The sequence below is a fragment of the Acetomicrobium thermoterrenum DSM 13490 genome, assembly GCF_900107215.1.
Taxonomy (GTDB): domain Bacteria; phylum Synergistota; class Synergistia; order Synergistales; family Acetomicrobiaceae; genus Acetomicrobium; species Acetomicrobium thermoterrenum.
Window position 1 is genome coordinate 114621 of sequence record NZ_FNPD01000006.1, and the last position, 21737, is coordinate 136357.

23 protein-coding genes are annotated in these 21737 nt (G+C 52.7%); 20 read left to right on the forward strand and 3 right to left on the reverse strand.

Translation table 11 applies throughout. The features are described 5' to 3' along the window. Positions 1 to 4: 4 nt before the first annotated feature. The 4 genes from BLU12_RS06195 to BLU12_RS06210 are packed head-to-tail and all read left to right on the forward strand — an operon-like array spanning position 5 to position 3973. Positions 5 to 1642: a Na/Pi symporter gene (locus BLU12_RS06195; RefSeq protein ID WP_091461406.1), complete on the forward strand. Its 1638-nt coding sequence runs from the start codon at positions 5 to 7 to the stop codon at positions 1640 to 1642. Further along, the gene (gene phoU / locus BLU12_RS06200) at positions 1632 to 2345 is read left to right on the forward strand and encodes a phosphate signaling complex protein PhoU (protein ID WP_234945509.1); all 714 of its coding nucleotides are present in this window, start codon (positions 1632 to 1634) and stop codon (positions 2343 to 2345) included. The genes BLU12_RS06195 and phoU overlap by 11 nt, the downstream gene beginning before the upstream one ends. 11 nt (positions 2346 to 2356) lie before the next feature. Continuing rightward, complete coding sequence (locus tag BLU12_RS06205; RefSeq protein ID WP_234945510.1) at positions 2357 to 3043, forward strand: 4Fe-4S double cluster binding domain-containing protein; 687 nt, start codon at positions 2357 to 2359, stop codon at positions 3041 to 3043. Between the two features lie 30 nt (positions 3044 to 3073). After that, on the forward strand, positions 3074 to 3973 hold the full coding sequence (locus tag BLU12_RS06210; RefSeq protein WP_234945516.1) for a dihydrodipicolinate synthase family protein: 900 nt from the start codon (positions 3074 to 3076) through the stop codon (positions 3971 to 3973). Here the strand turns inward: BLU12_RS06210 and BLU12_RS09875 are convergent. Both BLU12_RS09875 and BLU12_RS06215 read right to left on the reverse strand, forming a co-directional pair. Next, the gene (locus BLU12_RS09875; RefSeq protein WP_234945511.1) at positions 3970 to 4134 is read right to left on the reverse strand and encodes an EamA family transporter; all 165 of its coding nucleotides are present in this window, start codon (positions 4132 to 4134) and stop codon (positions 3970 to 3972) included. The genes BLU12_RS06210 and BLU12_RS09875 overlap by 4 nt on opposite strands. A 126-nt stretch (positions 4135 to 4260) precedes the next feature. Further along, complete coding sequence (locus BLU12_RS06215) at positions 4261 to 4815, reverse strand: rubrerythrin family protein (RefSeq protein WP_091461412.1); 555 nt, start codon at positions 4813 to 4815, stop codon at positions 4261 to 4263. A gap of 202 nt (positions 4816 to 5017) precedes the next feature. On the opposite strand from BLU12_RS06215, the gene BLU12_RS06220 reads away from it, so the two are divergent. From BLU12_RS06220 to BLU12_RS10015, 8 genes are all read left to right on the forward strand, one after another. Next, the gene (locus tag BLU12_RS06220) at positions 5018 to 6217 is read left to right on the forward strand and encodes an MFS transporter (protein WP_091461414.1); all 1200 of its coding nucleotides are present in this window, start codon (positions 5018 to 5020) and stop codon (positions 6215 to 6217) included. Between the two features lie 27 nt (positions 6218 to 6244). Continuing rightward, positions 6245 to 6412: a hypothetical protein gene (locus BLU12_RS09950; RefSeq protein ID WP_159428510.1), complete on the forward strand. Its 168-nt coding sequence runs from the start codon at positions 6245 to 6247 to the stop codon at positions 6410 to 6412. Positions 6413 to 6414: 2 nt separating this feature from the next. Then, positions 6415 to 7440 (forward strand): HAD-IC family P-type ATPase, encoded by a 1026-nt coding sequence (locus BLU12_RS06225; RefSeq protein ID WP_009201993.1) that lies wholly within the window; start codon positions 6415 to 6417, stop codon positions 7438 to 7440. 17 nt (positions 7441 to 7457) lie between these two features. Next, the gene (locus tag BLU12_RS09955; protein ID WP_009201992.1) at positions 7458 to 7622 is read left to right on the forward strand and encodes a cation transporting ATPase C-terminal domain-containing protein; all 165 of its coding nucleotides are present in this window, start codon (positions 7458 to 7460) and stop codon (positions 7620 to 7622) included. Positions 7623 to 7718: 96 nt separating this feature from the next. Then, positions 7719 to 7997, forward strand: coding sequence for a hypothetical protein (locus tag BLU12_RS06235; RefSeq protein ID WP_050767886.1), 279 nt, complete (start codon positions 7719 to 7721; stop codon positions 7995 to 7997). Between the two features lie 38 nt (positions 7998 to 8035). Next, positions 8036 to 8335, forward strand: coding sequence for a hypothetical protein (locus BLU12_RS10115; protein ID WP_009201990.1), 300 nt, complete (start codon positions 8036 to 8038; stop codon positions 8333 to 8335). Next, complete coding sequence (locus BLU12_RS10245; protein WP_242603598.1) at positions 8305 to 8721, forward strand: MFS transporter; 417 nt, start codon at positions 8305 to 8307, stop codon at positions 8719 to 8721. The genes BLU12_RS10115 and BLU12_RS10245 overlap by 31 nt, the downstream gene beginning before the upstream one ends. Positions 8722 to 9220: 499 nt before the next feature. Further along, the gene (locus tag BLU12_RS10015; protein WP_009201987.1) at positions 9221 to 9502 is read left to right on the forward strand and encodes an iron-sulfur cluster-binding protein; all 282 of its coding nucleotides are present in this window, start codon (positions 9221 to 9223) and stop codon (positions 9500 to 9502) included. A gap of 247 nt (positions 9503 to 9749) precedes the next feature. On the opposite strand, the gene BLU12_RS06250 is transcribed toward BLU12_RS10015, so the two are convergent. Continuing rightward, positions 9750 to 10307, reverse strand: a complete 558-nt coding sequence (locus BLU12_RS06250; protein ID WP_040348720.1) for an L-2-amino-thiazoline-4-carboxylic acid hydrolase — start codon at positions 10305 to 10307, stop codon at positions 9750 to 9752. Positions 10308 to 10500: 193 nt separating this feature from the next. On the opposite strand from BLU12_RS06250, the gene BLU12_RS06255 reads away from it, so the two are divergent. From BLU12_RS06255 to BLU12_RS06290, 8 genes are all read left to right on the forward strand, one after another. After that, positions 10501 to 11490 carry an ABC transporter substrate-binding protein gene (locus BLU12_RS06255; RefSeq protein ID WP_159428511.1) on the forward strand — a complete coding sequence of 330 codons (990 nt, stop codon included), beginning with the start codon at positions 10501 to 10503 and terminating at the stop codon, positions 11488 to 11490. Between the two features lie 86 nt (positions 11491 to 11576). After that, positions 11577 to 11780 (forward strand): hypothetical protein, encoded by a 204-nt coding sequence (locus BLU12_RS06260; RefSeq protein ID WP_091461415.1) that lies wholly within the window; start codon positions 11577 to 11579, stop codon positions 11778 to 11780. Further along, the gene (locus tag BLU12_RS10125) at positions 11781 to 12104 is read left to right on the forward strand and encodes a Fic family protein (RefSeq protein ID WP_234945513.1); all 324 of its coding nucleotides are present in this window, start codon (positions 11781 to 11783) and stop codon (positions 12102 to 12104) included. Between the two features lie 452 nt (positions 12105 to 12556). Continuing rightward, positions 12557 to 12688: a hypothetical protein gene (locus tag BLU12_RS10190; RefSeq protein ID WP_268753508.1), complete on the forward strand. Its 132-nt coding sequence runs from the start codon at positions 12557 to 12559 to the stop codon at positions 12686 to 12688. A gap of 361 nt (positions 12689 to 13049) precedes the next feature. Further along, on the forward strand, positions 13050 to 15080 hold the full coding sequence (locus tag BLU12_RS06275; protein WP_091461417.1) for a type I restriction-modification system subunit M: 2031 nt from the start codon (positions 13050 to 13052) through the stop codon (positions 15078 to 15080). Beyond that, positions 15073 to 17304, forward strand: coding sequence for an AAA family ATPase (locus BLU12_RS06280; protein ID WP_091461418.1), 2232 nt, complete (start codon positions 15073 to 15075; stop codon positions 17302 to 17304). Before BLU12_RS06275 ends, BLU12_RS06280 begins: the two co-directional genes overlap by 8 nt. Then, a complete protein-coding gene (locus BLU12_RS06285) occupies positions 17301 to 18731 on the forward strand; it encodes a restriction endonuclease subunit S (RefSeq protein ID WP_200778727.1) in 1431 nt (476 codons plus the stop codon). The genes BLU12_RS06280 and BLU12_RS06285 overlap by 4 nt, the downstream gene beginning before the upstream one ends. Then, positions 18728 to 21730, forward strand: a complete 3003-nt coding sequence (locus tag BLU12_RS06290) for a type I restriction endonuclease subunit R (protein ID WP_091461420.1) — start codon at positions 18728 to 18730, stop codon at positions 21728 to 21730. The genes BLU12_RS06285 and BLU12_RS06290 overlap by 4 nt, the downstream gene beginning before the upstream one ends. Positions 21731 to 21737: the final 7 nt, after the last annotated feature.

Below are 21737 nucleotides of genomic sequence, written 5' to 3' on the forward strand. Positions count from 1 at the left end.
TGGTTTGACGCCTTTGTATGGCTTTATTTTGCTCCTTGGCGGAGTAGGGCTTTTTTTATACGGACTTAACGTCTGTCCCGAGAATATAAAGAAGTATCTCGGCAGAGGCGGAAAAGTATTTTTGTCTCAAGTAGGAACCAGAAAAGGGTCTTCTCTGCTCTTTGGTTTGGCCTTTTCGGTAATGGTGCAAAGCAGTGCTGCAGCAACATCATTTATCGTGGGCTTGGTAGAGGTGGGGCTTATGGCCTCCGAGGGCGCCCTAGTTGCCATAATGGGAGCAAGTGTAGGTACCGGATTGATCGTATATTTTTTGAGCCTGGACATCATTTTATACAGCCCTGTAGCCTTTTTCGTCATAGTGTTTTTTGGACGTTTCGCTAAAGGGCGCTGGAAGGAATATTTTAAGATAGCAGAGGGGATTTCCGTCGTGTTCCTGGGGATGGCCCTTATAAAGCTGGGGTCTCAGCCGCTCGTCTATTCGGAGCTGGTGAGGAACTTGATGACTTTCTTGACAGGTTCCTTTCTTCTCATGGCTTTGACGGCTTATTTGCTTACATCGATTATCCAAAGCAGCACGGCAACCCTTGCTGTAGCAATGGGTATGGCCGGATCCGGCTTGCTCCCATTTCCCTCTGTCTTGCCTATCATCCTGGGAGCTTACGTTGGTTCTTCCAGCTCAGCCCTTCTGGCGGCTTTGGGAAAGAAAAGAAAATCTCAGGGACTTGCATGGAGCACATTTCTTTACAGGGTCTTTGGAATATTGCCCATGATCCCTCTGGGTGCCCTTTATGTAAAAATAGGAGAGAGCTTGCCCATAACGATAGACGTTCATATAGCCTTTCTCCAAATATTGCTGGTATTGACTAACATGATCTTGCTGTTGCCCTTTGTCTCGTTTCTTTCCAAGATGGGAGAAAAGCTTGCCAGCTTCAGCGGCAGGGAATCCATAGAGCCCTTATACCTCGATTGGGCCTTTGTGGACATCACGCCCCTGGCAGTTTCGCTGCTTACAAAAGAGATAGTTCGAGCCTCCAATTTTTTGGAGGAATTTCTTTACGGATTGTTTCATGGAGACATAGATGAGGGACGTCTGTTTTTATTGAAGTCAAGTTTGCCCGATCTGGTCGATTCCTGTATCTTCTATCGGTCGGCAATAACGTGGATTTCGAAGGAAGATAGCGCCCTCGTTAAGGAGTTCGTCGCCACCTCTTACTCCTTAAATGCCCTTAAAAATATGGTCATCCTGGCCACGGCAAGGCTTTTTCCCCTGCTCAGAGGAGAGAGGGAAGTTGTGGGATACTCTCTTCTCCTTTCAGAAATGGAGGAAATTAAGGGCCTTTTTTTCGACATATTCACTAGCAGTCTAGGCGCCTATGCCCTGGACGATCCTTCCTTTGCGAAGAAGGCCTTTAAGCTCTATGGAGAGTTTTCCCAGATAATAGCTGAAAGAAAAAACAGGCTTATGTTATCTCATCATAGGATCGAGGGTGGCACCGAATTGATCGATCTGTTAACCCTGCTCGATGCCATTTTGAGAGAATCTCTGGAATTTGCGCGCGTAGCAAGACGTTATAATGATAAGAGTGAAGAAGACAATAAAAGATTTATCAATCGACAGGGAGAGAGGGAATTTGATCTTTAAGAGAGAGTTCAAAGAGGATCAGAAGGTTGGGGGGCTTTTCGAGAGGGACAGAAAATGGCTCTTCGAGCGGCTCAATTCGATGGCCGATTTGGTGGAACTGTCAATAAGCGATTCTTTGGAAGCCATCATGAAAAGAAGCGACGATATGGCTTTGGAGGTCATCGGCAAGGACGATGCAATAGACATCGTGGAAGTCGAGGTTGAACAGGAGTGCCTTCGCTTATTGGCTATGCGCCAGCCGGTTCGAGAGGATCTACGCTTCGTCTTTACTATCATCAAAGTTATTACGGAATTGGAACGCATCGGAGATCAGGCCGTGAATATAGCAGAAAGGGCACTGGAGTTAAACAGGGAAGGTCTGCTCAAGCCATTGATCGACATACCGAAGATGGCGAGGATAGTAATAGAGATGGTAAGGGGGGCTATCAAGGCCTTCGAGGAGAAGGATGTGGATAAGTTGGTAGAAGTTTTTAAACGCGACGACGAGGTGGATGCGCTGAACAGGGGCATATTTGCAGAGATAATTCAGATCATGGCTTCAACAAAGATGGATGATCCCTATTCTGTGAAGAAGGCCACTGATCTGCTTCTGGTGTCCAGGTACCTGGAGAGGGCCGGTGATCATGCCAGCAACATAGCAGAACGCGCCTTTTTCAGCGTCACGGGGGAGAGGATAAAGGAAAAGCTAAAGGGAAGAGCCTAGGGGGGATGATCATGGATTTTGCCTTTGAACTTAAGGACGAACTTCATCGAAGAGGTGCTTCTTTGGTCGGCTTTGCCGATCTAAAGGGTATTTCTCCGGAAGCGGGAATGCCTTTTGGAATATCGATTGCCTATGCCCTTGATCCCAACGTTATATCGCAAATAAGCGACGGGCCAACGGGCGAATACGCGGCCCTTTACCACAGGGCCAACGAAATTTTGGGCAAATTGGCGGAATTTGCTGCGGATTTCATTGTCTCGCGGGGATGGAAGGCCAAATACATTCCGGCCACAACAAATGTGAGTGCCGACAGATTAGCCACGCCTTTGCCCCACAAGACTGTAGCTACAAGGGCAGGCCTCGGGTGGATAGGCAAGTGCGCCCTTTTAGTGACAGAGCAGTATGGATCGGCCCTGCGGCTGGCCTCCGTCTTGACGGAGATGGCCCTTCCCAGTGGCGAGCCGGTAGGAAGCTCCCGATGCGGTAGTTGTGATTCCTGCGTTAGTGCATGTCCGGTTTTGGCTCCCTCGGGGAGGGAATGGAATCCATCGTTGAAAAGGGAGGAATTTTTCGATGCCGGTCTTTGTTACGAGAAGACCAGCGAAAACGCCAGGCGTCCCGAAATTGGAGCTACCATATGTGGGATATGCATAGCTGCCTGTCCCTGGACGAAGCGTTATCTTCGGTCAAAAAAATAGAGAAAGTTGAAGGTGATCTACTTGAAAAAAGTGGAAGGCATATTCGCGCCAATAGCCACCATATTTGATGAGGCTGGCGACTTAGATCTGGAAGGTTTTTGCGATAACGTCAGGAAGTTCAACGAGACTAAACTTTCCGGACTGGTCGTCCTGGGGAGCAACGGAGAATTTGCCCTGTTGAGTTATCAGGAAAAGATCGCCCTAGTGAAATCAGCTAAAGAGACGCTTGACAGAGATAAGCTTCTCATTGCAGGGACTGGATGCGAGTCTTTGCGCGAGACGATTATGTTGAGCAATGAATCGGCTGACATAGGCATAGATGCGATTTTAGTCGTCACGCCAAGTTATTACAAAAGCGATATGACTGATGAGGCGTTGGAAAGGTATTTCACGACAATTGCCGATGGATGCAAGGTGCCCGTGATGCTTTATAACATGCCCAGGAACACGGGAATAAACATGGGCCCAAGCCTTGTGGCAAGGTTGGCAAAACACCCAAACATCATCGGCATCAAGGATAGCTCGGGAAATATCTCCCAAATCGCAGAGATCATAGCAAAATGCCCTAATGATTTCGCCGTCTTTGCCGGTTCCGGGAGCTTCCTTTTGCCCACGCTCATGCTTGGGGGAGTGGGCGGTACCTTGGCTGTGGCAAACGTCTTGCCGGATTACTGTGCAGCGATCCACGATCTTTATAAAGAGGGCGACTTGGATAAGGCCAGAAAACTGCAGCTTGGCTTGCTAGACCTTAACGCAGCGGTTACAACTCGTTACGGCATCGGGGGAATGAAGGCGGCCATGGAAATTGTAGGCTTTCACGGGGGATCTCCAAGATTGCCCATACTTCCTGCCAGTGGAGCAGTAAAAGAGGAAATATCTAAAATAATAGTTGATGCATTGAAGGTTTTTTCCGAGGTTTGTGGGGGTTAGCATAAGGATAAAACGCCGAATCCGGCCAGGGACCGAAACCACACTATCATGGATGGACTCGTCTCATTTACGGCTATCTTCATGGCCACAAAGGAGGCTCCCCAAAAGATGGTTGCCAATGCTGCCTCGATAAAGGCTCGATTTCTCCGACTCAAACTCATTTTTTTCTATTTAACCCCTTTGACCTTTTTCTTTTGAGACAAAGCATTTCAGGGGGCATAAAAAAGGACGCCCGATTAGATTTTACAACCAGGCGTCCTTCGTTGCATTATTGCGATCTTCCAAGATTAAAATTCTTTGTATATATCTTTTTTGGCTCCACATACGGGACACTGGTCGAGAAGTTCGTCCAAGACGGTATGTCCGCAGACGGGGCAGATGTAAACCTTCTTGAATTCGAAATCCTTGCCCTGCTCTGCTGCCTCTTTGGCCTTTTTGTAAAGTTCGGCATGTATCTTTTCTGCCTCTAAGGCGAAGGTGAAAGACCTGACAGCTTCCTTTTCCCCCTGCATCTTGGCCACTTCCAAATAGGCGGGGTACATTTGTTCCACCTCGTGCTCCTCTCCCATGATGCCCCCGAGCAGGTTTTCTGCGGTCTTTTTAACGCCGAATACGCCGCCTGCAGTTACAGAGTGGTCGCCAATATCTCCATCTAAGACATTGAAATGGTTTCCAGCGTGGATCTGTTCGGCATAGGCTATCGCTTTAAAAAGGCGGGCTATATTTGGAAAACCTTCCTTTTGCGCGATCTCGCTCCAATGCAGATACCTCATATGGGCCATGCTCTCGCCACCGTAGGCGGAGCGCAAGAAATCGGCCGTCATTGCGTTCTTTACAGCCATTTGTATCACCCTCCCTAATATTTTATACATCATAATTTCGAAAGCATGTATAATTTAAAATAAATTCAACTTGTTTGTCAAGCAGGGTCATATTATACTCCAGATTAAGTCAACGCTTTTAGATTATTATATCAATATATAAAGCCAATAAGTGTTTTTTTGACCGTGGTTTTATGCCATCATACGAAAGGGGGTAGCGGCAATGAAGGATTCATCGAAAGTTTACGATGTGAGAAGGGCTTCCATGCGTTTTATATTGATGATGGGGCTTGTGAGCCTTTTCGGGGATATGGCCTACGAAGGTGCCAGAAGTTCCACCGGTGCTTTTATGGCAACTCTTGGTGCCAGCGCAGGAGCTGTCGGCTTTGTTGTCGGTTTTGGAGAGCTGCTTGGCTACGCCGTGCGCATTTTTTCCGGTCGCTTGGCCGATCGGTCCAAGGCATATTGGCCGCTGGTCTTTTTGGGGTATGGTCTCATCTTGTGTGTTCCCCTGCTCGCAGTGGCGCCCTCGTGGAAGATAGCTGCCCTATTTATTTTGGGCGAACGGCTCGGAAAGGCCATCAGAAGCCCTGCAAGGGATGCTTTGCTTTCATATGCCACCAAGCAGGTGGGGAGAGGTTGGGGTTTTGGGATTCATGAGGCGATGGACCAAATAGGCGCTATAATTGGTCCGCTTATAATGTCCCTTGCTTTATACCTTGGCTTGGGTTTTAGAGGGGGATTTTCACTTCTCTTTGTGCCTGCAGTGTTTATTTTGCTTGTATTGACTCTCGTGAAAAGGACGACTCCGGCTCCCCAGAGTTTCGAGGTGGAAGAAGAGGCAAAGGGGGAAGAGGAAAAGGATGCCAAATTGCCAAGGGTATTTTGGCGATATATGTTGTTCGTCTGTCTTGCTGGAGTGGGACTCATACCATTTCAGATAATGGCCTATCATATGAAATCGGGAGCATTCGTCTCTGACGTGAGCATACCGATATATTACGCCATGGCCATGGGAATAGATGCCCTGTTTGCCTTGATAGTCGGAAGGTTGTATGACAGCGTTGGTTTGAGGTGCCTTCTTTTCGTTCCCGTTTTTACCCTTCCTATACCGCTTTTTGCCTTTGCCAGAGATCCAATATCCTTGGGCCTTGGTGTCGGATTATGGGGTTTGGTAATGGCTGTTCACGAGACTATAATGCGAGCGGCTATAGCCGATATCGTTCCGCCTGCCCGCAGGGGAACCGCTTATGGCATATTCAACGCCGCATACGGTATTTCTCTTTTTTGCGGAAGTTTTATTATAGGGCGGCTTTACGACAAAGCGTTGGCTTACGTAATCCTCTTCGTTTTGCTGGCTGTGCTCCTTTCCTATTTGGCTTTTGTTATGTTTTTGGGAAAGCACAGGCAGTATCAAAAATGACCGGAAAAAACAAAAGGAGTGGCAGGTTTGGCAAAGATACACCCTATAAATTTGAAAGGGCTTTGGGAGTTGGGTTTTGCTCTTGATGAACATACGATTAGCAGTCAATTCATAGGATACGATGAATCAGGAAGAGAGCGGTTTCAGACGGAACGCAGCGTGATGGAGGATTTGCTCTATCGTTCACTCGGGTAGTAATGGCGAAAGCCGCGATAGATGTCGGAGGTGCGGGATATGCGCCTGATGGGTTCCTGACGAAAGATGAAAAGCCCGTAGGTCTGGAGGAGAATAAAGCCTTCATGTGGTTTGTCACGGCCGGCGCAGTATGCAACGAGGCACGGCTCTTTGAGGATGACGGATCCTGGAACATCGATGGCAACCCGACGGAGGGGGCCCTCCTGACCCTGGCGAAAAAGGCGGGCCTGGAGCCTGAAGAGGCCATGAAAAGATGGAAGCGGGTCGATGCTATCCCATTCGAGTCGGATCACAAGTTCATGGCCACCCTCAACGAGTCTGGCGGGAACCGGAAGGTCTTTCTCAAGGGCGCTCCCGAAGCCGTCCTCCCCAGGTGCGACAGCCAGATGCAAGAGAGTGGGCAAATGGAAGAGATTGACGAGGGCCTTTGGGAGAGACTGAGCGGAGATCTGGCCGATGAAGGTTTTCGTCTTCTGGCGGTAGCAATCGCCGACGACGCTTCAGGCAAGGATGATATTGACTTTGACGATGTTGAGAAGGGTTTCACTCTCATCGGTTTTGCCGCCATCATGGACCCGCCAAGACCCGAGGCGATAGAGGCCGTCGAAGAATGTCGCCGGGCGGGAATCCAGGTCAAGATGATCACCGGCGATCGAGCCCGGACGGCAGCTATCGCGAAAAGCATGGGGATCAGTGACAGTGAACATGTCATGACAGGACCGGAGATCGAAAAGACCACCGATGAAGAACTGGCGGATCTCGTCAAGGACATCGATGTTTTTGCCCGGGTGTCTCCGGAACACAAGCTCAGGCTTGTTACCGCCCTTCAAAAACTTGGGTACATCACCGCCATGACTAGAGACGGCGTCAACGACGCGCCGGCACTGAAAAAGGCCGACATCGGGATCGCCATGGGGAAAAGGGTACCGAGGCGGCCAAGGAAGCGGCAGAGATGGTCCTCGCCGACGACAACTTCGCCTCCATCGTCCATGCCGTCGAGGAGGGACGGACCGTCTATGACAACCTGAAAAAGACGATTCTCTTCATGCTGCCTACCAACGGCGGCGAGGCCCTGGTCATTGTAACGACCATCGCCCTTGGCTTTGTCATCCCCCTCACGCCGGTACAGGTCCTGTGGGTCAACATGGTGACAGCCGTAACTCTTGCACTGGCCCTTGCTTTCGAGCCCATGGAGCGAGACGTCATGTAAAGACCGCCGAGGCCGCCCAAGGAGCCCCTGGTACAGCTTTCGATGCTTTTCAGGATTTCCTATGTTTAAGTGCTTCTCATGGCGGGGGCTTTCGGCATGTTCGCGTGGTACAAGGCCGGTGGCGCGGGAAACGAGTTCGCTCGTACAGTGGCAGTGAACACCCTGATTATCGGGGAAAGTGTTGGTGTTGCAGATGCCCTTTACATATCTTCCCCTGATGCAGTCTGTTTTCGGAACGGTTTCGATTGGTGTGGTGGAGTGACTCCGGATTTTAGGCGTGGGAGTGGCCATTTTCCTTGTGGTAGAGGCGGAAAAAGCCTTTCTCGGCAAAATAACATGATTTTTCGGACCGTCAGGTTTATTGCTTTCTGGTAGAATTGTCCGATACGTGAAATCCGGGAAAGGATATTGTCATGGATCGGTCTAAAATGCTAAAACCCACGATTCTCTCGCTCTCGCTTCTGACAATTGTTTCCACCGGAGCAGTGGCTCCCGCACTCGGAGAGATCGGAAAATTTTTCGCGTCGTCGGACCACATGCTGGTCCAACTGGTGGCAGTCATGCATGCCGTCGCGCTTGTCCCGTCGTTGCTTCTGGCGGGTCGGGCCGCCGAGCGGTTTTCGGCAAAAAGGTTATTCTGGACGGGCTGGCGCTTTTTTCTGTCAGCGGCATCGCGAACAATATCTGGCTTTTGTTATTCTCCCGGCTTTTGATGGGCGTCGGCCTCGGCATGGTCATCCCTTTCTCGACGTCGCTGATTTCCGACCTCTATGAGAGAGAGGAGCGGACCAGGATGATGGGGCTTTCAAACTCATTCAACATGCTGGGCGGCATGTTCGCCCTGGTGCTTTCAGGGCAGCTGGCTTTCTTTTCCTGGCGTCTGCCTTTTTTGCTCTATGCGTCGGGGGTTCCGGTCATGATGATGGTCGCCTTCTTTCTGCCCGGTGAGGTTGCAGGTGAGAAAGATCCCCAGCCTACGGGTGGAAGTCTCCCCCCGAAACGTATATTTCGTCGCTTTGGAGATGTTCCTTTTTTGTGTGCTCTTTTTTATTCTGACGCCGATTTTAGCCCTGCACATGAAAAACAACGCCCTTGGTGATGTCAGGATAGCCGGTATAGCTCTCTCCTGTTCCACAATCGGGGGTTTTGCATCAGGCTTTGCCCTGCCGGTGACGAAGAGGGTGTTCAAAAAATATCTCGTTCCCGTCATGCTGACGGCCATGAGTGCGGGTTTTCTCGTCTTGTCCTGGTTTCCCATATCCGTGGCTGTTTTTGCGGCGTTGCTTCTCATAGGTTTTGCGAACCGGTCCGTTTACCCGCTGTTTTTTCTCAAAGCCACGGAGCGCACCACGCCGGGAGAATCTGTGAAAGCTACAGCCTTTCTGAGCGCCATGATCTACCTTGGACAGTTCTCGGCCCCACCCTTCCAGCGGTTTGTCGGCGTCCTTTCCGGGCGGCCCGAGACAGGGTTCCTCTATCTTTTCGTCGCACTTGTGACCCTGACGGTGGCTTTGGCCCTGTTCGCCTGATCTTTCTTTCAGTTGAAAGAAGAGACAGTAACAGAGAGAAGATAGCCGGAACAAGAGAGGAATTTTTCAGTGAGCACTATATTGATCATCCAGGTTCAAAAAAATGACGAAAGGGAAATTACCGAGGCCGTCAAAAGGGCCGTGGATCAGATCGAGGGGCTGGAAGACATTGTATCCCCCGGGGATCTTGTGCTGGTCAAACCGAATCTGGTGAGGATCCCGCCTTCCGATAACGGTACGGCCACGCGCTGGAAAGTGTCGAAAGCCGTGGCGGACCTTGTAATTGAGTTTGGCGCCAGGGCGGTGAAAAGCCCGTGGAGATGGAAAGAAAACGGTAATTCGTCCGTTTAGCGAAGAAGGCGATGGCACTTCCAACGCCTGTGGCCAACCCGCCAGGGTCGTAATCCCAAGGGCGAAAAGAACTTCCGACACAGGGGGCGCCCCTTCCCTTGGAAAGATTCGAGTTTCCCTGTTTTTCGGCCATTGTTGCAGTTTGCCCAAAACCAGTAACGTTTATTACCTAAAACTACGGGAGCGTCTGTCCTGAAATGAAACAGGCGGCCAATTGGCCGCCTGTAAAAATTTTCCAGCTGCGTCCTCAGGGTTTGTCGAGGTTTTCGAAGTCCGTGTCGTCCTTGAGGAAGTTGGACTTTTCCTCCTCGGTGGTCCGGCGGTAGCAAAGGTCGCAATGTGGGTCCCCGTCGGGCATGCAGGTTTTGTGCACCAGCACCCAGTCAGGGTTGAAGGCCATTGATTTTGCGGAGTCGATGTAGCAGTAGATGCGGCCCAGTTCTTCTTCTCCCAACTCGCGCCAGAGTTTCCCCATTTCGCAACCTTTCAGCCGCCTGATCAGTCCTTCTCCGGTCTCGATTTTTTCCAGTTCTTCATAAAGGCCGAACTCGGGCAGGTCTTCCACGTAATTCTCCGGGGTATTCTCCAGGCCCTGGGCTTCAACCCTTTTACGGGCTGAAGCCCCGACCTGCTTCCCGTATGTCTTGATGGCCCGCATGGCGAGACGCTTGCCCTCTTCGGGGCCAAGTTCTTCCACCAGAGTTCGTGCGTAGGCGATATGGAGCATGGCAATTCTTCGGCACGCCTTTGCGACCTGTTCCTTTGCCTTTTCCAGGGAAACAGTTTCCTGCTTTTCCGGTTCCAAAGCGGTCACTCTCCTTTGGCTGTTGAACAAGTTATGTTATACTTATATACGCTCCAGCCAAGATTTACAATTCAGAATTTTCGCCTTACAGAAGGGGCACCTTGCGCCGCTCAGGGGAAGGGGGCACGCGATGTTTTTACTGAGCTTTCGTGAGGGAGCGCTGTTCTGTATTCAAATAAAGGAGGTCGTTTCAGTGAAGAGACAAATTACAATGCTTTTTTCAGCGCTTTTGGTCGTCATGCTTTGCTCTGGGATTGTTTCGGCGACTCCGAAAAAAGTCGTTTTCTCAGATCTTTCCTGGGACAGCATCCAGTTTCACAACAGGGTAATGGCCTTTTTGATGGAAAAAGGCTGGGATTACGAAACGGATTTTCTTTTCTCTGAAGAAATGCCGGGCTACGTGGCCCTTGAAAGGGGAGACGTCCACGTCGTTCTCGAGGTCTGGACTGAAGGGCAACTGGAGTGGTGGCAAGGAGCGACGAAAGCCGGCAAGGTTATAGATCTCGGGACGGTCTTTCCCAACGCCCGTTCAGGATGGTATGTCCCCTACTATGTTGCAGAAGGGGATCCGGAAAAAGGAATCCCGTCAGTCAGGAGCATAGAGGATATCAGAGAGCACTGGATGATATTCAAGAATCCCGAGAACCCTGAAATGGGACGTTTTATCAACGCCCCGACAGGTTGGGCGGCTCACACGATCAACAAGGACAAGATCAAGGGATATGGTCTCGAGGACAAATTGGAGCCCTTTGATACGGGCTCGGCCACGGCATTGCGCACGGTAATTGTCACAGCCTATCAACGTCACGAGCCCATAGTCGCCTATTACTGGGAGCCTACGCCGCTTCTTGGAGAGCTTGACATGGTTATGATCGAGGAACCTCCCTATGATCCGGAAATCTGGGAGACCACCCATGCCTGTGCCTCTCCCGCCTTTACCGTTGCAAAAGCCGTCAATCCGGCCTGGATACAGGCAAACGAAGAAGTCCGGGGCCTTCTTGAGCGTTATCATATGACCCTGGAAAAGACTAACGAGGCTTTGGCGTGGATGAAAAATAATGGTTACGATGTCGATAAAACAGCGATCTGGTTTTTGAAGGAAAATACCGACTTGTGGCATCAATGGGTCGAGGATGAAGAAAAGATCAAGCGGATTGAAAAAGCCCTGAAGACAGTGTCATAGATCGAATGATTGCCGGAGCTTTGATATTTCGGGGGCCGCCTGGTGCGGCCCCTTTTTTGGTTGTGTGCCCTGCAGGGCACACCGACTTGGAGGTGAAAGTCACCAAGCAGTGCGACATGCTGGCTCTTATCATCGAGTGCGTCCTGGAACTGCGTAACAACCCGGCCATACCTGAGATGCGGACCACCGCCAACGACTACCTTGAGCGCCTCAGAAACTCCGAGTGGTTTTCCCTCCGCCAGCTCGCCCAAGAAATCGGCATGGAGTACCCGGAGGTGCTTCGGGGGTAGGTGGAGCAGGTTTTCCGGGCATTCTTGCCTGATAAGACGCCAGTCACCAGGGAACGAGGTCCCAAGTTTGTCCCAAGCGGCATCTGTATTTCCCTGCTTGAAATCGCGAGTAATCCTATATCCATTGAGATGTTGATGAAGGCCGCGGGACAGACAAACAGGACCCGGTTCCGTAAAAGCATTTTGCGCCCACACCTGGAGGCCAGGCTGATCGAAATGACAATTTTGGATAAACTTCGAAGTAGCAAACAGAAATACCGACTTATAAAAACAGACCGCGAGTTACTGGAAAAGCATCCCGAAGGAGAAAAAAGAAATGAATAAAAACTTCCAACGACAATACCAACAAGGGATATTCGATCCCGAAGAGGCAAGATCAAGCCCCTAAACTGCTGCAAAAAGTTCGTTTGAAACAGCTGGCAGCTGGCGGTCAAGAACCTCATCAAGGATGCGCTGGAAGCAAATACGGGAGAGGAACGGAAAGAAAGGCTTCAGTGAAACAAACAGTTAACATGGCTCAACCGAGGCCGTAGCGGTGAGTATTTAACCGGGTCCGAATTTACTACGGTTCTCGGGCTTGACTCTTTCAAAATTCTTTTTATACGTGAAATAGTAGAGCGATAAGTCTCTTGACATCAACTGTCACTAACTATAAATTAAAGTATGATAATGCTAATTCTAACTCGCGACACTGGAGGCGCTTCCGCAAGGAAATCATTTGCCTCTGCTTGTAAGAGATACACTGCTAAACGCAAGAAAGACGGAGGAGCTAGGTAATGGCGGAACCCTTGGTAGATCAAGTACTGCGAAAGATCGGCGAAGTTCGCAAACTTTATCACCGCCTAATTCTAATGGTGGGCCCGCCGGGCAGCGATCTCCGTTATCTCCAGCATAGCGGTAGGATTTGAACGTCGGACGGATACAGTGTTTGCACGATTTCTTGTCTTGGTAAAGGCCTTGGCAAGTGAAATCAAGGCATAGTTCTACATTGCTTTGGACCAACTTCGCGAAATTCGGTAACATCTATCGGCCCCACCGTCACAGGGAGGCGCATGAGTAGCGAAGCAAATAGCGAAATGGCATTGCGCTATTATTGCACAATTGGCCAAGCGGCTGAAATAGGCCGGACAATAATCTGGAACGGCCAGCTTATTCCCAGCTTATTGGCAAATCTGTCAGCATGAGCTTGAAATGGCTGGAGCACAAAGTTGCAAGAAGCATGCGATGATGGTATTTTTAACTGCGAGGTACATGAGGAGAAGGAAAACAATGGAAGTATCTCAACTGACCTGGATCACCAATTTCATTTGGGGCATCGCCGATGACGTGCTGCGCGACCTCTACGTGCGTGGCAAGTACCGTGACGTCATTCTCCCGATGACCGTGATCCGCCGATTGGATGCGGTATTGGAGCCCACCAAGCGGGCCGTGCTTGACTTGAAAGCTTCGCTCGACAAAGCTGGGATCGTACACCAGGACGCTGCTCTGCGACAGGCGGCCGGCCAGGCGTTTTACAATACCTCCCCCTTCACGCTGCGCGACCTCAAGGCTCGCGCGAGCCGCCAGCAACTGGAGGCGGATTTTCGCGCCTACCTCGATGGCTTTTCGCCTAACGTGCAGGAAATCATCGACAACTTCGAATTCCGCAACCAAATCCCCCGCCTGACTAAAGCTGATGCCTTGGGCACGCTCATCGAGAAGTTCCTCGACCCCTCGATCAACTTAAGCCCCTATCCCGTCCTCGACAGCGCCGGCAGCGTGCGCCTACCTGGCCTCGACAATCACGCCATGGGCACCATCTTCGAGGAGCTCGTCCGCCGCTTCAATGAGGAAAATAACGAAGAGGCCGGCGAGCACTGGACGCCACGCGACGCCGTGAGGTTGATGGCCCGCCTCATTTTTGAGCCGATCGCCGACCAGATCGAATCCGGCACCTACCTGCTCTACGACGGCGCCTGTGGTACCGGCGGGATGCTAACGGTGGCCGAGGAAACCCTGTTGCAACTGGCGAAAGAACGCGGCAAACAGGTCTCGATGCATCTTTTCGGTCAGGAGATCAACGCCGAGACCTACGCCATCTGTAAGTCCGACCTTTTGCTCAAGGGCGAGGGCGAAGCCGCCGACAACATCGTCGGCGGGCCGGAGCATTCGACCCTATCCAACGACGCCTTCCCGGGGCGTGAGTTCGATTTCATGCTCTCCAACCCGCCCTACGGTAAGAGTTGGAAGAGCGACCTGGAACGCATGGGCGGCAAAAGCGGCATCAAGGATCCGCGCTTTGTCGTGCAGCACCGGGGAGAGGAGCTGTCGCTCATCACCCGCTCGAGCGACGGCCAGATGCTGTTCCTGGTGAACATGCTCTCCAAGATGAAGCACGACACTCCGCTCGGCAGTCGCATCGCCGAGGTGCACAACGGCTCGTCGCTGTTTACGGGGGACGCCGGCCAGGGCGAGAGCAATATCCGCCGCTGGATCATCGAAAACGACTGGCTGGAAGCCATCGTCGCCCTGCCGCTGAACATGTTCTACAACACCGGCATTGCCACCTACGTTTGGGTGCTCACGAACAGAAAGCCCGAGCACCGCAAAGGCCGCGTGCAGCTCATCGATGCCACGCAGTGGTACAAGCCCCTGCGCAAGAACCTGGGAAAGAAGAACTGCGAGCTGTCCGAAGAGGACATTCGTCGCGTCCTCGACACTTTCCTCAAATTTGAGGAGACCGAGCAGTCCAAGATCTTTCCCAACGCGGCCTTCGGCTACTGGAAGGTGACGGTGGAGCGTCCCTTGCGCTTGAAAGGTATCGATCCCGAGCGCACCTACACTCCCAAGGAGATCAAGGCGCTTCGCCAAACGGCCGAGCGGGCGGAGGACGCACCGCCGGTGATCAAAAAGATTCACAAGCCTGGCACCGCGCCCGACCCGCTGTGTGGGCTCTTCGAGATGGTCATCGCCGGTAAGCCACGGGTGGTGGAGTATGAACCCGACACGGAGCTTCGCGAAAGCGAGCAGATTCCGTTCCTTGAGTGCCGGGCTTGCCATCAGCCCGGCTACCTACCAAGCCCGGAAGACCAGCGCACGGCGATCGAGGCTTTCCTGCGCCGCGAGGTGTTGCCTTACGTGCCGGATGCCTGGTACGACCCGGCCAGCGTCAAGGTGGGCTACGAGATCAACTTCAACCGCTACTTCTACAAGCCAAAGGCCCTGCGCTCGCTGGAAGAAATCCGAGCCGATCTTCTGGCGGTGGAGAAGGAGGTGGAGGGGTTGTTGGCGGAGATTTTGGGAGGCCTTACCAATGATTAAGCGGATCGAGGTCATTTCACAGTTTGGTATTTTTTGCGATTTTCGCTGGAATGACAATCTCCCGGAGTTTGCCAAGTTGAACCTAATCTATGGTTGGAACTACTCCGGCAAGACTACGCTATCACGCATTTTTCAGGCGCTTGAGCACAAGAAATTAAGTACGGAGTATTCTGAGGCACGTTTTCGACTGTTAACAGAAGGCGGTTCACAAGTGTCCTCCGATGATTTGTCAAAGAGCCCGGCTGTACGAGTCTTCAACCGTGATTACGTCGCGGCCAACTTCAGTGGAGATTACTCCGCCCCGTCCATTTTTATCGTAGGAGAGCAGAATATCGCATTAAGGAAACGGCTTGAGCAGCTCACCAAGCGGCGCACTTGCGTTGAAGGAATCGCGAGCGGCTTATCGGAAAAACAGAAGGCAATCACAAATGAACTCGACAAGCTCGGCACTGACGAGGCACGAGACATACGCAATCTGTTGGGTGACCCGAGATTTGAGCGTCCACAACTGAAGCAACGAATCGAGGATGTTAGACATAACCCTGCTATGTATATCATGACCGACCAGCGCGAATCAGAATTGCTTTCGACGCTGAAAAGCGCCGATCAGTTCTACAGTGTGTCCACAGTCACAGACAAGCTTCCAAATTTCGCTTCACTCGCTAGAGAGGTGAACGAGTTACTTAATCAGACTGCCTCTCAAAGGGCCATCGAACGCCTTAAACAGAATCGGGAAGTTGAGAGCTGGGTTCGGCAAGGTTTGTCGCTACATAAAGATGCGTCCACCTGTGAGTTCTGTGGGGGGACTGTGACAACAGCCCGACTAGAAGAACTACGCGGACACTTCTCAGAAGAGTACGAAGACCTAGTTAAGAAAATAGAGGAAACAATAAGGCACATTAATGCCAATAGTCTGAACCCGACCGTCCCCGATGAAATGCGCATTCTACCAGAGTTTAGACAGAGCTTTTCGCAGACTACCAGTCAACTTCGTGATTGGATTCAGTGGGCCACTGCTCTACGTGAACAGTTGATCCACGTGTTAAAACAGAAGCAAGGGGCGATCGAAAAGCAGCTCAAATGGGCGGGTGATCTAGGGCCTGCCGCTCAAGGACAGCAGCTTATAGAAACGTTAAACCAGATCATAGAGCAGCATAACCGCACAATATCCACAATAGACAAGGCGAAAGAAGAAGCAAAAACCGCATTGGAGCGCCACTATGCCGCACGCCACATCCTAGAGAACGAAATAGAACAAAAGAAAACTGAAATGGATATGATAAGTAAGCGGCTTGGGTGTGCGAAAGAGATCCTGAGACGTATCGACTCGCAGATTCAGGAAATCGAACAGAGGATACAAGAATCATCTGTCGGAGCCACAAAGCTTAACAGTCTCCTGAAATATTTGTTGCCGGGTAACAATATTGAAGTAGTCAGTGTTGACGATGCCCAGTTTCAGTTTCATAGACACGGTCGCGTCGCGACACACCTGAGTGACGGAGAAAAGACTGCCGTAACCTTCGCTTATTTCCTCACGAGCCTTGAAGCAAAAGGCGCAACGCTTAGTGACACGATTGTATTCGTTGATGACCCGGTTTCGAGTTTGGACTCGAATCACATATACGCGGTATACGCACTACTTGCCGAGCAGCTTGAAAATAGCCGGCAGCTTTTTGTTTCGACCCACAACGCAGAGTTGTTCAACTTGTTAAAAAGCAAATGGCTGGATGAAAGAAACGGCGGTCGCGATAAGAAAGATACGAGGGCATATTATCTGCGGCGATCGGTCAGTGCCGTTGGCGGGCCGCAAGCAGAACTGCTAGACTTACCTACGTTGCTGAGACAGTTCAAGTCAGAATATGAGTTTATATTCTCTCAACTGTATAAGTTTGCCCACAACAAGTATCCGTCATTGCATGAAGCGTTTACCGTCCCAAATCTTCTACGTAAATTCCTTGAGGCCTACTTGGGTTTTCGAAAGCCAAGCGTGCGGTCTTGGTCAAAAAAGCTGGAGTTGCTACTCGATTCGCCGGAGGCAAGAAGAGAGATCCAAGCATTGGCAGATGATGCCTCGCACCTCCAATCGCTTGACAAATCGCTGCAACATCCAGATTTTGTGCCCAATGCACAGAGGTGTGTCAAGATGGTCTTGGATGCGCTTGAGAGGAAGGATAGTGATCATTACCAGTCGCTTTGTGAGGTAATCAAGGAGGCGGCCACATGATCACCAAACTCAAACCATACCCCGCCTACAAAGAATCCGGCATGCCCTGGCTCGGCCAGGTGCCGGAGCATTGGGAGGTGTTGCCCGGACGTGCGGTGTTTCGTGAAATCAATGACCGTGGTCACCCTGACGAACAGATGCTGTCGGTAACCATCACACGCGGCGTACTGCGTCAAGCAGACTTGCTCGCGGACAGTTCCAAGAAAGACTCCTCGAACGAGGACAAGTCCAACTACAAACTCGTTCAACCGGGTGACCTGGTGTACAACAAGATGCGAGCCTGGCAGGGGGCGGTGGGTGTCTCGGCTTACCGGGGGATCGTGAGCCCGGCTTACATCGTCCAGCGGCTAAGAAGCGCCGAGAACTTGCCCCGCTACATGCACTTTCTTCTTCGTACACCCCTTTTCGCTTCGGAGGCCGAGCGATGGTCGTATGGCATTACTTCGGATCAGTGGAGTCTGCGGGCAGAGGAGTTCAAGTGTATCTACTTCTCACTTCCACCCCTCCCCGAACAAACCGCCATCGTGCGGTTTCTGGACTGGGCGGAGCAACGGATCCGGCGAGTGATCCGGGCGCGGCAGCGGCGGATCAAGCTGCTGGAGGAGTACAAGCAAGCCCTCATCCACCAGGCCGTCACCGGGAGTATCGATGTCCGCACCGGCCAGCCTTATCCGGTCTACAAGCCCTCCGGCGTGGAGTGGCTGGGCCAAGTGCCGGAGCATTGGGAGGTGCGGCGGCTTAAGACGGCAGTCGATCACATTAACGAGCAGACGAGTACCAAGAACGATGAGGATCTCTACATAGCACTGGAACACGTCGAGAGTTGGACAGGTCGGCTTCTGGTGCCATCCGGAGAAGCACAATTTGACAGTCAAGTGAAGCGCTTCCGAGCTGGAGATGTTCTTTTCGGAAAGCTCAGGCCATATCTTGCTAAGGTTGTTCGTCCCAAACAGAGTGGCGTCTGCGTTGGTGAGTTTTTTGTCTTGCGCGCAAGGCTCGTTGTTGCACCCCACTATCTAGAGGTGGTTCTGCGATCGGCGCCAGCTATTGATTTTGTAAACAGCTCAACTTACGGTGCCAAGATGCCCCGGGCCGATTGGACGTTCGTCGGGGCAATGCGGTTTCCCCTCCCACCCCTCCCCGAACAAAACGCCATCGTCGAATACCTCGACACCCGGACAACCAAGATAGACGCCGCCATTGCCGCCACTCGCAGCGAAATCGAACTTCTGCGCGAATACCGCACCCGCCTGATCGCCGATGTGGTCACCGGCAAGGTGGATGTGCGCGAGGTCGCAGCACAGTTGCCGGAGGAGCCGCCTGAGGAGGAGGCCGAATCGATGGACGCCGACGAGATCGCTGGAGATGAGGCGACAGATGAAGAAGCCGGCACCGAGACCGTTGAAGAAGAGGAGGTTGAACCATGAAGCCCACCGACACCAGCGAAGCCGGGCTTGAGAGGCTCATCTGCCGGGCGCTCACCGGCAGTGACTGCGTGCCCCAGCCTGCTGGTGTCCCAGCGATCGTTGCCGAGACGTCGGTACCCTATGGCGGTGTGGGTTGGCTGCCCGGCGATCCGGCCGATTACGACCGCGAGTACTGCGTCGATCTGGTTCAGCTCGCGGCGTTTCTGCGCACCACACAGCCCGAGGTCGCCGAAGCGCTCGACCTGGATAACGACAGCCCCACGCGGCGGAAGTTTCTGGCGCGGCTTCAGGGCGAGGTGAGCAAGCGCGGGGTGGTGGACGTGTTGAGGGGCGGGATTCAACACGGGCCTTACCGCATCGAGCTCTTCTACGGCACGCCTTCCCCCGGAAACGAGCAGGCGCGGGCGCTCTATGAGCAGAACCGTTTCACCGTCACGCGCCAGCTGCGCTACAGCCGCGACGAGATGCAGCGGGCGCTGGACCTGGTGCTCTTTATCAACGGCCTGCCGGTTTTCACTTTCGAGCTCAAAAACCGTCTTACCAAACAGACGGTGCACGACGCCATCGAGCAGTACAAGCACGACCGCAACCCGCGCGAAAAGCTCTTTGAATTGGGGCGGTGTGTGGCGCACTTTGCCGTGGACGAAAACGAGGTGTGGTTCTGCACCCACCTTCAGGGCAAGGCGTCGTGGTTTCTGCCCTTCAACAAGGGTTATAACGACGGCGCGGGCAATCCTCCCAACCCGCAGGGGCTCAAGATTGATTACCTGTGGCGGGAGGTTCTCACCCGCGAGAGTCTGACCGACATCCTAGAAAACTACGCTCAACTTGTTGAGGAAAAAGACCTTAAGACCGGCAAGAAACGGCGACGGCAGATCTTCCCCCGCTATCACCAGCTCGACGTGGTGCGAAAACTTTTGGCGGACGCGGCGGCGCACGGCGTGGGCCGCCGCTACCTTATCCAACATTCTGCCGGCAGCGGCAAGTCCAACTCCATCGCCTGGCTGGCCCACCAGCTGATCGGTCTCGCGAGGGACGGAAGACCTGTTTTCGATTCCATTATCGTGGTGACCGACCGTCGCATTCTGGACCAGCAGATCCGGGATACAGTCAAGCAGTTTGCCCAGGTGAGCGCCACGGTAGGGCACGCCGAGCATTCTGGCGACCTGCGGCGGTTTATCGAGAGCGGCAAGAAGATCATTATCACGACACTGCAAAAGTTCCCGTTCATCCTCGACGAAATCGGCAACGAGCACCGCAGGCGACGTTTTGCCATCATTATCGACGAGGCCCATTCGAGCCAGGGCGGCCGCACCTCGGCCAAGATGAGCATGGCCTTGTCGGAGGCCGGTGCAGAGGAGGAAGACGAAACCTTCGAAGATCAGATCAACCGGCTAATGGAGGCCAGGAAGCTTTTGCCGAATGCCAGCTACTTCGCCTTCACCGCTACCCCTAAGAACAAAACGTTGGAGATGTTTGGTGAACCCGAGCCGCAGCCCGACGGAACGGTTAAACACAGGCCGTTTCATAGCTATACCATGAAACAGGCAATCCAGGAAGGGTTCATCCTGGATGTGTTGGCCAACTACACACCGATCAAGAGCTACTATAGGCTTATCAAGACCATCGAAGACGACCCTGAATTTGACGTCAAGAAGGCGCAAAAGAAGTTGCGTCTCTTCGTGGAGGGGCATGAGCACGCCATCCGGCTCAAGGCCGAGATCATGGTGGACCACTTTCATGAGCAGGTGATTGCCAAGGGCAAGATCGGCGGCCAGGCGCGGGCCATGGTGGTGACCGGCAGCATCGAGCGAGCTATTCAATACTTCCATGCCTTCAGGGCGTACCTTGCCGAGCGCAAGAGCCCTTACCGTGCCATTGTCGCTTTCTCGGGCGAGCACGAATATGGCGGGCAAAGGGTCACCGAGGCCAGCCTTAACGGTTTTCCCTCGAACCAGATCGCCGACAAGATCCGGGAGGACCCGTATCGGTTTTTGATCTGCGCCGATAAGTTCCAGACCGGTTATGACGAGCCGCTCCTGCACACAATGTACGTGGACAAGGTGCTCTCCGGGGTCAAGGCGGTACAGACACTTTCGCGCCTCAATCGCGCCCGCCCCCAGAAGCACGACACTTTCGTCCTCGATTTCGTCAACGACCCGGAGACGATCCGAAAGGCCTTCGAGCCTTACTATCGGACGACCATCCTCGCCGACGAGACCGACCCGAACAAGCTGCACGACCTTAAGGCCGACCTTGACGGCTACCAGGTGTACGCACCTGAGCAAGTTGATGAACTGGTGCGGCTCTACCTGAGCGGGGCTGACCGCGACCAGCTCGACCCGATCCTCGACGCCTGCGTCGCCACCTACATGGAGCATCTCGACGAGGATGGTCAGGTCGACTTCAAGGGCAAAACCAAGGCGTTTCTGCGAACCTATAACTTTTTGTCTTCGATCCTGCCCTACACCAACGCCGAGTGGGAGAAGCTATCGATCTTCCTCAACTTCCTGGTACCCAAGCTGCCGGCGCCGAAAGAGGAAGACCTCTCAAAGGGCATCCTCGAGGCGATCGACATGGACAGCTACCGGGTCGAAAAGCAGGCGAGCATGAGGATTGCGCTTTCCGATGCGGATGCCGAGATCGAACCGGTACCCACGGCGGGCGGCGGATACAAACCCGAACCGGAGCTCGACCGTCTCTCGAACATCATCAAGGCTTTTAACGATCAGTTCGGCAACATTCCCTGGACCGACGCCGACCGGGTGCGCAAACTGATCACCGAGGAGATTCCTGCACGCGTAGCGGCCGACACCGCCTACCAGAACGCACGCAAGTATTCCGACAAACAGAACGCCCGCATCGAGCACGACAAGGCGCTGGCCCGCGTCATGACGGGGCTGCTTCAGGATGATACGGAGCTCTTTAAGCAGTTCAGCGACAACGAAGGTTTCCGACGCTGGCTAACCGATACGGTGTTTGCTTTGACCTTTGGATAAGACGATG